This window comes from Cohnella cholangitidis (assembly GCF_014107495.1).
GTDB classification, from domain to species: domain Bacteria; phylum Bacillota; class Bacilli; order Paenibacillales; family Paenibacillaceae; genus Cohnella; species Cohnella cholangitidis.
Genome location: NZ_CP041969.1, coordinates 1,866,899 through 1,880,403, shown reverse-complemented (window position 1 = coordinate 1,880,403; position 13,505 = coordinate 1,866,899). Strand labels below are relative to the sequence as shown.

The 13,505-nt window shown below is 41.2% G+C and carries 15 protein-coding genes; 11 read left to right on the top strand and 4 right to left on the bottom strand.

Annotated elements, in window-relative coordinates; genetic code table 11:
* The first annotated feature begins 1 nt into the window (after position 1).
* From FPL14_RS09080 to FPL14_RS09035, 9 genes are all read left to right on the top strand, one after another.
* Positions 2 to 1,228: a restriction endonuclease subunit S gene (locus tag FPL14_RS09080; protein ID WP_182302678.1), complete on the top strand. Its 1,227-nt coding sequence runs from the start codon at positions 2 to 4 to the stop codon at positions 1,226 to 1,228.
* A 263-nt stretch (positions 1,229 to 1,491) separates the two neighbouring features.
* The gene (locus FPL14_RS09070; RefSeq protein ID WP_182302677.1) at positions 1,492 to 1,659 is read left to right on the top strand and encodes a hypothetical protein; all 168 of its coding nucleotides are present in this window, start codon (positions 1,492 to 1,494) and stop codon (positions 1,657 to 1,659) included.
* A gap of 678 nt (positions 1,660 to 2,337) precedes the next feature.
* Complete coding sequence (locus FPL14_RS09065; protein ID WP_182302676.1) at positions 2,338 to 2,586, top strand: hypothetical protein; 249 nt, start codon at positions 2,338 to 2,340, stop codon at positions 2,584 to 2,586.
* 32 nt (positions 2,587 to 2,618) lie between these two features.
* Complete coding sequence (locus FPL14_RS09060; protein WP_182302675.1) at positions 2,619 to 2,939, top strand: immunity protein TriTu family protein; 321 nt, start codon at positions 2,619 to 2,621, stop codon at positions 2,937 to 2,939.
* Between the two features lie 58 nt (positions 2,940 to 2,997).
* Complete coding sequence (locus FPL14_RS09055) at positions 2,998 to 3,465, top strand: DUF2691 family protein (protein WP_182302674.1); 468 nt, start codon at positions 2,998 to 3,000, stop codon at positions 3,463 to 3,465.
* 51 nt (positions 3,466 to 3,516) lie between these two features.
* Positions 3,517 to 3,810, top strand: coding sequence for a hypothetical protein (locus FPL14_RS09050; RefSeq protein WP_182302673.1), 294 nt, complete (start codon positions 3,517 to 3,519; stop codon positions 3,808 to 3,810).
* Between the two features lie 82 nt (positions 3,811 to 3,892).
* Positions 3,893 to 4,474, top strand: a complete 582-nt coding sequence (locus FPL14_RS09045; RefSeq protein WP_182302672.1) for a hypothetical protein — start codon at positions 3,893 to 3,895, stop codon at positions 4,472 to 4,474.
* Between the two features lie 293 nt (positions 4,475 to 4,767).
* Entirely contained in the window at positions 4,768 to 5,121 is a 354-nt protein-coding gene (locus tag FPL14_RS09040; RefSeq protein WP_229263959.1) for a BlaI/MecI/CopY family transcriptional regulator, read from the top strand.
* A 9-nt stretch (positions 5,122 to 5,130) separates the two neighbouring features.
* The gene (locus tag FPL14_RS09035; RefSeq protein ID WP_182302671.1) at positions 5,131 to 6,807 is read left to right on the top strand and encodes a M56 family metallopeptidase; all 1,677 of its coding nucleotides are present in this window, start codon (positions 5,131 to 5,133) and stop codon (positions 6,805 to 6,807) included.
* Positions 6,808 to 7,005: 198 nt separating this feature from the next.
* Here the strand turns inward: FPL14_RS09035 and FPL14_RS09030 are convergent, their stop codons facing one another.
* The 3 genes from FPL14_RS09030 to FPL14_RS29840 form a co-directional block, all read right to left on the bottom strand.
* A complete protein-coding gene (locus tag FPL14_RS09030) occupies positions 7,006 to 8,478 on the bottom strand; it encodes an ATP-binding protein (RefSeq protein ID WP_182302670.1) in 1,473 nt (490 codons plus the stop codon).
* Positions 8,445 to 10,106 carry a sensor histidine kinase gene (locus FPL14_RS09025; RefSeq protein WP_182302669.1) on the bottom strand — a complete coding sequence of 554 codons (1,662 nt, stop codon included), beginning with the start codon at positions 10,104 to 10,106 and terminating at the stop codon, positions 8,445 to 8,447. The genes FPL14_RS09030 and FPL14_RS09025 overlap by 34 nt, the downstream gene beginning before the upstream one ends.
* 758 nt (positions 10,107 to 10,864) lie before the next feature.
* Positions 10,865 to 11,011, bottom strand: a complete 147-nt coding sequence (locus tag FPL14_RS29840) for a hypothetical protein (RefSeq protein WP_182302668.1) — start codon at positions 11,009 to 11,011, stop codon at positions 10,865 to 10,867.
* Between FPL14_RS29840 and FPL14_RS09015 the strand changes: the two genes are divergently transcribed.
* Together FPL14_RS09015 and FPL14_RS30285 are read left to right on the top strand one after the other, a co-directional pair.
* Complete coding sequence (locus tag FPL14_RS09015) at positions 10,964 to 12,295, top strand: transglycosylase domain-containing protein (RefSeq protein WP_267875432.1); 1,332 nt, start codon at positions 10,964 to 10,966, stop codon at positions 12,293 to 12,295. The genes FPL14_RS29840 and FPL14_RS09015 overlap by 48 nt on opposite strands.
* Positions 12,292 to 12,780, top strand: a complete 489-nt coding sequence (locus FPL14_RS30285; RefSeq protein ID WP_182302666.1) for a penicillin-binding transpeptidase domain-containing protein — start codon at positions 12,292 to 12,294, stop codon at positions 12,778 to 12,780. Before FPL14_RS09015 ends, FPL14_RS30285 begins: the two co-directional genes overlap by 4 nt.
* A gap of 87 nt (positions 12,781 to 12,867) precedes the next feature.
* Here the strand turns inward: FPL14_RS30285 and FPL14_RS09005 are convergent, their stop codons facing one another.
* Positions 12,868 to 13,410 (bottom strand): DoxX family membrane protein, encoded by a 543-nt coding sequence (locus FPL14_RS09005; protein ID WP_182302626.1) that lies wholly within the window; start codon positions 13,408 to 13,410, stop codon positions 12,868 to 12,870.
* Positions 13,411 to 13,505: the final 95 nt, after the last annotated feature.

The window sequence follows — 13,505 nt, the reverse complement described above, 5'->3', positions numbered from 1 at the left end:
GATGATGACAGAACACAAACAGAAGTTAGTACCCGCAATTCGATTTAATGCCTTCACTGACACTTGGGAACAGCGTAAGTTATCTGATGTAGCAGATTATTATGACGGAACACATCAAACACCTAAGTACACAGATGAAGGTGTAAAATTTATTAGTGTTGAGAACATCAAAAACATTTGGGAATCTGATAAATACATTAGTGAAAATGACTATGAAAAGCAATTTAAGATAAAGCCTCAGATTAATGATATTTTTATGACCCGAATTACAGCAGGGGTTATTGGTGATACCGCATTAGTAGAACAAGATGATCCATTAGCTTACTACGTAAGTTTAGCACTGATTCGCCCTAAATCTATTGTGCCGTTATATCTAGAAAAGTACATTAATTCTCCGTTCTTTAAAAATGAATTACACATAAGAATTATCCATACTGCATTTCCAAAAAAGATAAATCTTGGGGATATAGGAAAATGTGGTGTAAAGATGCCTAATTCTAAAAAGGAACAGGTTCAAATTGGGGAGTTCTTCAAACAATTCGACAACCTCATCTTCCTTCATCAGCGTAAGCTGGATGGGCTCGTAACGCTGAAGGACGGATTTCTACAGCAGATGTTTCCGGCAGCCAATGAAGTCATTCCAAGAGTAAGATTCGCAGGATTTACAGGTAATTGGGAAAAGCGGCGGCTGGAAGAAATGCTTACTGAAAGAAATGAGCAATTTGAGGAATCGGAAGATTACCCATTGATGTCGTTCGTTGGGAATGTTGGTGTTGTACCCAAGGGGGAACAGTATGACAGAAGTTTTTTGGTAAAAGGTGATGGAAAAAAATATAAAAAAACCGAACTGAATGACTTTATATACAGTTCAAACAACTTAGAAACTGGGTCTATTGGTCTTAATAGAACAGGCAAGGCAGTAATATCGCCCGTATATAGCATTTTTTATTCAAGCAACGATTCAGAGAGTCTATTTGTTGGATTACTATCCAAACGGAAAGACTTCATTAATAAAATGATTCATTATCGACAAGGTGTAATGTACGGACAGTGGCGCATACACGAAAGGGATTTTTTAAAGATAATCGTTTTAGCACCCACAATTTCTGAACAAAACAGAATCATTGACTTTTTCAAGAATTTCGACGAGCAAATCGCAGCCCAAACTGCTAAACTTGAGCAGCTACGACAGTTAAAGGCGGCGTATATACAAAGGATGTTTATATGAGCTCGGATAAATGCCGTACGATTTTATCGTTATCTTGATTCTCTAACTCTTGAATGATGTGCAAATATGCTTTCTGCAGGAAAACACAGCAACTTCAATTAGAGCAGTTAGAAATTGGTTCGCGCGCTATGACTCGTGAGCTGATCGATGATGATACGTTTCAGATGAGCAATACCGCTTTAAAGGATGAACAACATGCTATGAAGGCAAGAGCGGCCATCTTGGAGGCGATTCTGAGTTAGTGTGAAGCCAATGAACGTATCGTGCAGAAAATCAAGGAAGAAGTCAGGCGCTTTACAGAGTTGCAAATCGAAGACGAGGAAGCCCTCCAAGAATTGCTGCAGCGTTTAATTGAACGTATCGACATTGAGTTGGATGGTGGAATTGTTATCTACAATAATTTTGGTAACCCGTTGTCTCCTGGGGGGTAATTCGTCCCCTGTAATTACGTCAATATTAAGCACTCCACACATGTGGAGTGCTGTGTGTTGATAGTTAGGAGTAAAGATTAAGCAGTGGGGTCCGAGAATCTATAGAAGATTCTCGGACTCCCATCTGCTTTTATTTCAATTCGATCAATTAGTTTGTGAAGCAAATCGGATTGTTGTAAGTAGGTATCCCTATCGAGCCACTTCAACCTTCTGAGAACTTCGAACAGCCCTCATCCAAGAGGGCTGTTTTTTTTGTTCGGCAATATTAAGTCTGTTATTTCTTATTTTTTTCGAGTTTTCGAGTATGATAAATCATTCGTTCTGAAAAGGAAGTTGTAAGAACCAAGAAAAATGTTCTAGTCGGGAAAAAATCAGTGTTGAGTAGTCTGTGTCGGAAGTTAGGTAAGGATATTTAATTCCACAGTTTCTTAACGATAAATTCGTAGGTGTTCGAAGACATAAATGAAATAGGGACCAAGAAATCACGTTACAGCAAATATCTTAAAAGAAAGTATATTGCGTTACTTGCAAAGCTTAATATAAATCCGTTGTTAATTCCCAAAAATAAACTTAAACTGGGAAAAGAAAAAGGATTCCGAACCCATTTCAATCGCAATTGATGAAGGTGAAATTAGCCCAATTTTGAATGCATCGAAGTAAAGGAGAAGGTGGAAGAACATGAAAGATATCATTCCTAATTTCGATATTGAAATTATAGGGTACCAATATCTAAGAAGAGGTTGCGATAAATCAGGCTGGAGCACCGGGACTGATATTTTTTATAGATGTGCTAATTGCGGTGGTTTTATGAGAGCCGCGAAAGATGATTTTCAATGTGATTGTAAAGCTATGACTTTGGATTATGGTTACGGAAGATTTGGCTCTCGATATGGCGATAATAATATCCTTGTTTATAAAAAGTTTTAAGAAAATGACGTTCGGATGGAGGGATCGGAAGAGTGCGAACCAAGTTTCAACAATGGGTAGAAAGCAAAAAGAGTGAGCTTGAGGCTGTTTCTGTAGCGATGGAATATGTAATGCATAAAAACCCTGATGAGAGACGTATTCCTGATCCCTCTACAGGCGTTATTTATGAATCTGAAAGATGTTTAGGACAGGTGATAGTTTGGAAGTCCAGACAGATGGAATATGAGGTCGTTAATATTGATTCAGAAGAAATGATATTGTGGAAATACATTGGGAGGTTGCCAGACGAACCCGATTTCAATGAGATATTAAAGCAATTTTTCGATGTGCTACAGACGGGTTTAAAACCGTGATACATAACTAAACAAATGAATCTAGAAAGATAGTGTAACAACCGAAAGGAGAGTCCAAATGAAAAGGGGAATCCAGTTAGAAATACCGAACGAATGGGGTAGTCATCTTGGAGAGGTACTGGAACCTTTCAAAATAAGTCACTTCGATTGGTACATTGGGGGAGAAGAAACATATCAAGACATTGAGGGGGGCAAAGTTGAACCTTTGTTCCATGGTGAGATATATGGAATGAAGGGGCAAGATCTCAGCGATATTCTGAAATCAAACTTGTATTACATCATATTTGCGAATTTAAAGGCGTATCCGCAAGGTGTAAGTATAAAAGATGTGCTCACCTATGAAGAATTCTTAAACAGTCAATGCCATTTGGTTGTGTTAGTTGTTGATTCTTCATATGTCACCATTTATTGCAAGGATATCGTTATGCTTAATCATTTATATCAGAATGCGATAGAAAAGGGCTTTGAGAACGTTGAGTATGTTACCAACGAAAACGACACAAGGACAAGGCTTTCTGTCTGGTAAAAGCCTGTATTATTCCACTAACGGGAAATGATTAAAATGAGGGTGTTAAAAATGAGTATCCCCAATGAGTTAGATGGTGCAAAAGTGATTCAATACACATCAAACTCTATGTCTAATCAATATGGAACTGTTGGAATATTAAATGAAAAAAATGAAATAGTCGAGAAATTACCAATCACCGCAATGGCTATATGCCAGTATGACGGAAGTAGAGGATATTATTTATTTTCATGTGATTCAGATTGGGAGGTCATTGGGGATTTTGATTTCGCAACTATAGAGGATGCAAAGGAAAGTGCAAAACATAGTCACAAAGTAAATGACAAGGACTGGTTAATTAGATAGCTGACACAAATGATGATATTGTCGTTCGACTAACGGGCAGTTTTGTTGAACTAAGAATTATGTGAAGCAAGGATGTGAATGTATGTTTCAAGATGGATTTCCAAATTTTTTGAGTGATGATGTGAAACAGGCGATGGGACTGATTCCTCATAAAACTTTTAATAACATCAATATTGGTATGTCCCAGGACATTATTCAATATTCTAAAGATAATAACGTGATTAGGTTTCCTTATCGTATCTACTACATTGATATTCCAAATGAAGTTATACAAAATTTAAGTGCACGACAACAAATGATTTTGCATTGCATTTATTCAAGAAGTTGTGACGGGTTTGTTCGCCAAAAACATATGTATTCGTTGCTTCAGATGGATTACGAAGATTGGGCTATTCCTTATATCGTAAAAATATGTGATGAATATGTCGTTGAAATATTAGAAATGAATTATGATGTTTTAAAAGGACAGGATACAGAACGTTTTAAGAAATTTTGTCTTGAAAATGTTGAGTCGTTTTGCAAAAGCTATAATAGAATGATTAGCTACTGGAACGAATATTACAGATTTAAACATAAAAAATTTCAACAATATATAGGCAGGAAGTTATTTAGAGAATGTTTCGGTTACTCTAAATCAATGGAACGGAAAATAAGGACTTTTTGAAACAGTACATCTAAACTAACGGATATGCTTTTTTGAATAAAGGGGTTATCAAATGAAATTCAAATTTATAATTTAAGCGATATGAAACGATGGATTGACGTCGAATAATCGGCGTCTTTTTTGTTTGAATATTAATATTCAAAAAGCAATCAAGAAGGGCTGCATGGGGGATGGGGAAATTGGTGTAAGAAAATTATAGGACTCTATCGACATATTGATTCTACTCAAGTAGAATATAAATGTATGATTCTACAGCAGTAGAATAAATATGAACGAGGTGTTTTCATTTGGTTATGAAGTTATTCGATAGCGAGCTTAATATTATGGAAATCTTGTGGAGAGATGGCGATACAGCTGCAAAGAGGATTGCAGAAATTACAAAGGAAAAAATAGGTTGGAGTAAGACTACAACTTATACCATTATCAAGAGATGCCTTGATAAAGGGGCGATTGAACGACGGGAACCTAATTTTGTTTGCCATGCGCTTGTTACGCGAGAGCAGGCGCAAGAACACGAAACTACGGAACTTATTAATAAAATGTATGATGGTGCCCCCGACAGACTGATTGCTTCATTGTTGGGACAGAAACGACTGTCGACAGAAGAAATTAGCCGCTTGAAACGTCTTATCGATAGCATGGAATGAGGTGAGGGAATGTCTTTACTTCAAATAAGTATCTCGGCTTCCGTCTTTATTCTTGCAGTTATTTTCTTACGTTCCTTGCTTATTCACAAGCTGCCCAAAATGACCTTTATGTTTCTTTGGGGCGTTGCATTAATTCAATTGCTTGTACCTGTCTCAGTTCAATCGCAATTTAGCATTTTTACGGCAGCGGAATATTTAAGCAGAATGTTTACAGCGCCAAAGTTGATTTCCACGCCGGAAAGTTCAACATTTATTAATGGAACTACGGTAATCATGCCACCAATTACAGAACAATTGAACGCGCCGATTATGCCATTGGAGACGGCTTCACGAATATCGCCTATTGTGTGGGTGTGGTTAGTTGGTTTTACGTTGTGTGCTTTATTTTTTATCATTCCGCATTTAAGGTATCGCAAAATCTACAAAATGGCTGTGCCTATTAGAAACGATTTTATAGGAAAATGGCAGCATTCAAATTTGTTATGGCGAGATGTTCAAATCAGGCAACTAGATCATATTTCAACTCCGCTTACATACGGTATTTATCGGCCTGTTGTACTCTTGCCGAAAAATTTAGATTATGACGATGAGAAACAGCTTGCGCTTATCCTGACCCACGAATTTACGCACATCAAGCGATTCGACACGCTAAAAAAATGGATTCTTGCCGCTAGCGTATGCGTCCATTGGTTCAACCCTTTTGTATGGGGCATGTATATCCTTGCCAACCGCGATATAGAGTTATTCTGCGATGAAACAGTCATACGGAAATTTGGGGAAAACACGAAACCTACTTATGCTAGGGCACTTGTACGTTTGGAAGAAAAGAAAATCGGTTTATCGCCGATGATTAGCAGCTTTTCCAAAAGCTCGACCGAAGAAAGGATTATATCGATTATGAAAACCAAGAAAATCACGATCGCCACGATGCTGCTCGCTGTTGGGCTTGTAGCCGGTGTCGTTATCATCTTCGCGACTTCTGCATTGGACAAAACGGAAGCTGTTACGGATGTTGACAATTCTACAGCCGAACCTTCAGCCGAAGCAGCGCCAGCATTCTATCAAGGTGCTATCACTACCGAGATTGTGCCCGCATTATCTCAAGGCGCCACCATTACGGATTTAATGCCGTACGATTTAACATTCAACAAGAAATACGATGTGCCGAAGTTGATAGGCAGCCTTATGGATTCGAAGTATCGTGCTGTTTATATGGACAACGAAATCTATCTTCGTGTCACGATGGATAACGCAATACAGATAAGCAAAGATAATGGCGCTGTTTGGAAAACATACGATACGGATGAAGTCGATGCAAAAGAATTTGCAAAATGGCTGCTGATAAATGATCCGAATCCGGGCTATTCAATCAAAGAAGTTCAGAGTCGCTTGGCCAACGGGGCAGAAGTAAAACATTTAGTGTTTGAAAACGTAAAGGAAATGTATTTCATAATCGACAGGAACGGCGTACAAATTGAACTTGTACAGCCTGAAAAAATATCTTCCGTTCTGATCGACGGTCAAAGAATGATGATTACTTCCGCTATATCAGCCCAGATGCTGAAATCGTTTTATGACTTGTTAGTGTCGAACAATATCCTTTCGGAAACTCATGCAGAACAAGATTATTCGGAAAGAATGAAGGATCTTGAAAAAAATCTACCTAACTTTATCGTGACGAAATAATGTGGGTTACCGTCCTTTATGAAGTACCAATTGGCGTCGGTCTAAATGATCGGCGTCTATTCGTTCATCCCCTCTAGTTCTGCGGCATAAACGGGGCCCTGTGGGGTGCTTATGAGCTTAACCTGAAGGTCGAATTTCTCCTCAAACGCTTGGCGGACAAAATCTTCTGTCCCTTCGAATATCCATTCGCCATGGCTATCAATGTGCGGTTTTGATCTCGAGCATATGAATGATGATGGTTGTCCCTTTGCCCATCTCACTATTCAATTGAAAACGGGTTCCTTTAATCAGCGAAAGCTTAATAAATGGATTTGTAAAGCCTAATCGCTCGTTTCGCCCACGCAATAGCTCTTGCTGCTTTTCAAGAGGAATCCCGATCCCGTTATCTTCTATCGTGATTTTGATATGCTGCTGTTCCCGCTCGATCGTAAGACGCAGCGTTCCGCCATCTTTTCTTTTTGTTATCCCGTGACGCACAGCGTTTTCCACTAGCGGCTGAATGGTCAGTGCCGGGATATAGGTTTGAATGGTTTCATCAATGTTATATTCGATTCGAAGTCTTTCTTCAAAGCGCATTTGTTCGATCGCTAAGTAAGCTTTTACTAATTGTATTTCTTCCCCCAAAGGGACCAGTGAGCGCTGCTTTTGGTAATCCAGCTTTCCACGGAAATAGGTAGAAAGATGTTCTAATGCAGTTTGGGTTTTTTCCTGGTCAGACCAACTTAGCGCAATAATCGAATTGAGTGTGTTGTACAAAAAATGCGGCGTAATCTGAGCGTAAAAGTAGCTGAGTTCATGCTCTACAGCATCGTGCGCTGATTTTTTCATTAATAGCAACGACTCGATTCGCATCTCTAATTCTTTCAAATTAACAGGCTTTTGCAAGTAATCGTTGGCCCCTAATTGGAAGGATATAACTAAGTCGGACAATTGTCCTGCTGCTGTTAATATGATAATAGGCAAATCCACCAAGTCTCGCTTCTGTCTAATCGTTTGGCAGACCTCATATCCCGTCATCTGGGGCATCATCAAATCTAAAACTAATAGATCCACCTGTTCCGATTCAATGATGTCGAGTGCTTCCTGCCCGCTGCCTACTGCAATTACACTATAATGAAGCGAATGAAGCATATTAATAAGCGCCTTCAAGTTGGCAGGCTCGTCATCTACGACTAATATGGTATACGGTTTTGATCCTTCCACTCTTGTAGACAGGGCAGGCAGCGACAGCTTCATCTCTCGATCTATCCCTTGGGCAGACGCAGCTTGTTCGTTCGCTTCGCTACTGCTTATTTCCTTATGTCCCATTAGCTGCTCGTTAGTAGCCAGCGGGACCGTGAAGGTGAAGCAAGAACCTTTACCTATTTCGGAAGTGACCCAAATACGTCCGCCTGCACTCTCCACAATTTTCTTGGTAATGCTTAATCCCAGACCCAGACCTTCCGATTCCCTGGCACGGCTGCTTTCAACTTGATAGAATGTTGTAAAGATAAGGCCGTGGTGCTCTGCAGCAATACCCGGACCCGTATCCTCAACCGATATGTGCGCCTGTTCCTCTAGGATTCGAGCTGAAATCGTGATCGTTCCCTGCTTGGTGAATTTAATCGCATTGTAGATCAGATTAAAGAATACTTGCTTTAGCTTCTGCTCATCCGTGTAGACAAGCGGCAAATTTGCCGGGATCTTATTGATAATTTGAACAGACGGAGAGGGGGGCATGACATAGCAATCTCAGCGAGCACTTCTTCAACCATTCGGATATCGATCGGTTTGGCTGTGAAAGAAACCTCGCCTCGCTTTATTTTGGAAATGAAAGAAAGATCCTTAACCAACCCTGCCAATCTTCTACTCACCGAGTGTATTAATATTGCGCTTTCTTGCTGTTTCCTTTTTAAAGGCCCCTCTACCCCCTCCAGCAGCGATTGAGACAGATTCATAATCCCATGGAGCGGAGTGCCAAGCTCATGTGAGGTTTTGACTAGAAATTCATCCTTCATTCGGTCGAATTCAAGCAATTCATTAGACATTTCCTCTACCTTGTTATACGCTTGCTGAGAACGGTGACTCAGTAATAGCGCTAAACTCATTACCATAATTAAAAACAAAAGAAATGACGGTATTTCGATATCTACTTCAAATAGCAGGACAATGAGAAGCAGGATACCGTAAAGAGCAAAAGTATAAACAACGATCAGCACATAGTTGGACTCATCCGTTTTTTGTCTGTAGGCTTTTAGCAGCAGGATAAAAATATACACGTAACCGATAGCGGTAGTCCCTGAAATAATGAGTTGAATGAGCGTAAATGAAACGTTTACCATTAGATCGAACGTTATGCTTAACGTATACACGGCCAAGGCTTGAATTCCAAGCATTGCGCTTAATGCGGCGACGATCCTTCTGCTGGCGGTCAAGTTGAAGAAATGATACACAAACAATAGGAAAAACAACACGAAAAGCGTAAGTGAGATGGCTTGTATTTCTAGTTGAGAAGACGGGCTTAACTCAGGGAATAGTAAGTAGATCCACCTTTCATTTATCGTGGATATGTGTAAAGCTTGCGCCAAACAGAATAGACTGAAATATAGCTCATACCGAAATCTCCGTTTGTGTTGTACATATGCCGTAAAGTATATAAACGAAAACAGCAGATAGCCGGAAATAAGAAAGCCTTCAACGAATTTGGCACGGCCTTGTTCGGATAATATTTGATCGGCTAGACCGAAATCGAGCGAGCTGACAATCCCGCCAACGGCATAGTCATAATTGGCAACGAGGATAACAAGCTCTATTTGTTTGTTCTTACTGTTTCCCAACACGACATACTTTTTGTAATCGAAGCGATATTCTTCGGCTCTTTGGGAAGGAACGCCTGCTGATCCGAGCTCCTGTCCGTTTATATACACTTTATTGGCATTACGAATCGTATTCAGCTTTACGCCATACAGGTCATCTTCCGGAACTTGGATGAGCAAGCGATAGGTGCCTGTCCCGTAAGGAACTGCCTTCTCAGATTTATAGCGGTTCCATGGAGCGGGTACCGGTATGGATTGGCGTTTGGTCTTATAACGATCAAAGACATCCTCGTCCGGGTTTGGCACGATTAATTCTTCCGGATAGAAGTCCCATTCTCCATCAAGCTCAAGTTCATCCTGACGATCCCAATGCTGCAACGAAAGAACGCCATTTTTTGCCGCGAATGTACTGGAGTCGAATATACGAAAGGAATGAAGGACAAAGTACGTTGTCAAGAGAGTAATAGCAATCATAATTAGAGAGAGAAACTTTCTATTTTTCACACAGCCAATTCCTTTCACTATGGGTACTGCGGTATGGGCTATCTTTCAATAGTATCGTCAATAACTCGTAAAAACTTTAAGATGAATCCCATTCGATCGTATGCAGGTTGATGATAAAGCAGATGATCATAAGTGAAGTGTGTTACGGGGTTGCACGGTAATGAACCGTCCGGGGGGGTGGACGTTTCATAAAAATTTAGAAGATAAGATTGAATGGTTAAAAAAAACAAATTATGTATCTAAAAACGAGATTTATGAGATTAGCGGTGCTATTATGCTAGATAATAGAATTTCTTGAATGACTAGAGGTAAAAGTCCCGTGCTTGATTTATTTCACTTAGAAAAGTTCGTACATGAATACTTCTAATATCGCTGAACAAAACAAAAAAGACTTGTAGAGATGGTTTCTGTGCTGTGCAGAAGTCATCTCTTTTTCGCTTGGAATAATCTTCATTTGACGATAAGTCGAATTTTCCCCCACTATTATATAGACTTAGAAACCATCTATTTCGTGTTCTATTTCGGGTTAATGATACGTTTTACCACAGTAGGAGACAACTATGAGAGAGCAGAATTTACATAAGGAACAAGGAAATACTCGCAGCGACTCCAGAATGTCACGCCTTTCCGGCATCTATAAACTTAGGAAAAGATTTCGTATTTTGATCATCGCATTCCTTCTAGTGTTTACGACGCTTGCGGCTATCGGAGTCTATTGGGTAAATTCTCTTGATATTGAGAAGTTGGTTGTTCCCATATTAGCTCCGACTCAATTGATAGATAAGAATGGTAATCCGAGCTCCGAGATCGTTTCCGTCAAAATCGAGTCCGTATCGCTCGACCAAATTCCGCTGCATATGCGGCAAGCGATCGTCGCGGTCGAAGATAAGCGATATTACGATCATACCGGAGTGGACGCCTTTGGCATTATTCGGGCTGTATTCCGCAATGTGAAGGAAGGCGGCGCAGCGCAGGGCGGAAGCACGATTACCCAGCAACTCGCCAAAAACGTATTTTTGACCGGTGAAAAAACGTTCTCACGCAAGCTGACGGAAGCAGCCTATGCTCTCAAGATTGAATCTACTTATAATAAGGACCAGATTCTTGAAATGTATTTGAATCAAATTTACTTCGGTGAAGGTCAATGGGGGATACAGAGAGCAGCTAAGCGATATTTCGGCAAAGATACGAAGGATTTGACGTTGGCTGAATCCGCCTTATTGGCCGCGCTGCCGAAAGCGCCCAGTCGTTATTCTCCGCTTAAGAATAAGGAGCTCGCGTTGGAGCGAAGAAATCTTGTGCTCAGCTTAATGCGCGATGAAGATTTTATTTCGAATGATGAGTATAACCAAGCCATTGTTGAACCCATTCATGTACTCAAGAAGGTTCCCTCTGAACAGCAAAATCATTTGCTAGGTCAATTTGCTTCATATACCGACGAAGTGATCGATGAGGCTATTGAATTATATGGATTTACCGAGCGCCAGCTGTTAGCGGGAAATCTTCTGATCTTCACAGAGCTAGATCCTGTCGTTCAAAATGCGATGGAAGAAACGTACCGTAATGATTCCCTGTTTCCGCAAAGCGCTCCCGATCAACTCGTGCAGAGCGGAGCAGTCATCTTGGATCCCTCTACTGGAGGTGTTCGAGGAATCGTGGGGCAACGGGGTGAACATGTATTTCGAGGTTTCAACCATGCGACACAGCTTGTAAGACAACCCGGATCGGCATTCAAACCCCTGATGGTCTACGCGCCCGCACTGGAAAAGGGCTATGATGCGCAATCGACGCTCTACGATGGTCCGTTAGATATTAATGGTTATAAACCTGAAAATTCGGATCATCGAACTTTGGGGCAGGTATCGCTTCGAGATGCGGTTATCCAATCGAGGAATATTCCGGCGGTTTGGTTATTGAACGAGATTGGGCTGCAAACCGGAAAATCGTTTGTCGAGAAGCTCGGGATTCCGCTTAGTGAAGAAGATAACAATCTAAGTTTGGCGCTGGGCGGACTATTCCAAGGGTTATCTCCGCTTCAAATGGCGCAAAGCTATAGTATCTTTCCTAATCTTGGGACAGAGGTTTCAGCCCATACGATCACTAAAATCACTACGACGGACGGAAGAGTTCTGGCCGAGGCCGAGCTCGATCGGTTGCCGTTATGTTACCGGAGAATGCTCACGCGATGACGGAACTGTTGATGGGTGTGGTCAGGGAAGGAACGGGAAGGAACGCGGCGATGGATCGTCCGGTAGCGGGGAAGACGGGTACGACACAGCTTCCGCAGAGTAAACAGTTCTCAGGGATTACCGGCGGTGCGAAAGACGCTTGGTTTGTCGGTTATACGCCGGAATTGGTTGGGGCGGTTTGGCTGGGTTACGACAATACGGATAGTAAGCATTATTTAACGACATCGGGAGGGCAATATCCGGCTTTAATTTTCAAAGAGATGATGTCATTGGCCTTAAAGGGTGTTCCGGTATCCGAGTTTAAGCGTCCCGCTACTGGGAAATCAAATAAAGGGAATGGCAATAAAGAAGATAAGAAAGGGAAAGCGGATAAGAAAGATAAAAATAAAGATAAAAATGAAAAGAAAGATAAGAAGGATAAGAAAGATAAAAAAGATAAGCAGGATAAAGAGAAAAAGGAATGGAAGGGGAGAAAAGAGGAGTAATTCATATACGCATCATAGAAAAGACCGTCAGGATGATTTGAAGTCATCCTGACGGTCCTTTTAATGAAGAGTTATAACTATGATCTGTTACTTAGCTAGAATGCCTGCGCCCGTAGCCGGATCTTTCGGCTTGCGGTGGAAGAGGCGATCCGTGCCTTTGTGAAGGAGCGGAAGGACGTAACGGTCAAGTCCGAAGCGACCCGCGTTCGTTCCGGCGACGACGACCAGCAATCCGAGAAGCGTTAGCCAAGGGTTCGTGCTTACGGTTCCGGCGAACATAAACATGAAGTTCATTAAGAGTCCGAAGAATGCGGCCGTGAGGGTCAACGTACCTAGGATGAGACCAAGACCTACAAGGAATTCTCCCCAAGGAATCAAGATGTTTATGATTTTAACGTTCGGCAGCGCGAAGTTTTCTAGGAAAGCAAGGTAAGTCGGGTAGACCGCCTCGCCCGTTGCCTTATCGACGACCGGATTATTAATGGCTCCATTCAAGAATCCTCCGGCGTTGAAAGGCGTTGCGCCAGTGATTTTATGCCATCCTGCGGTGATCCAAGCATATCCGACCACGAAACGGACAATGGTGACGAGGACTGCGGCTATACGATTCTCTCTCCATAATTTTAACATGACACTCACTCCTAATTTTAGTGTATTAAGCGAAAGCGGCGAATTGTAATGATCGGTTTATCGTATGTCTCGCCGATGTTCGAGATCGAAATTGG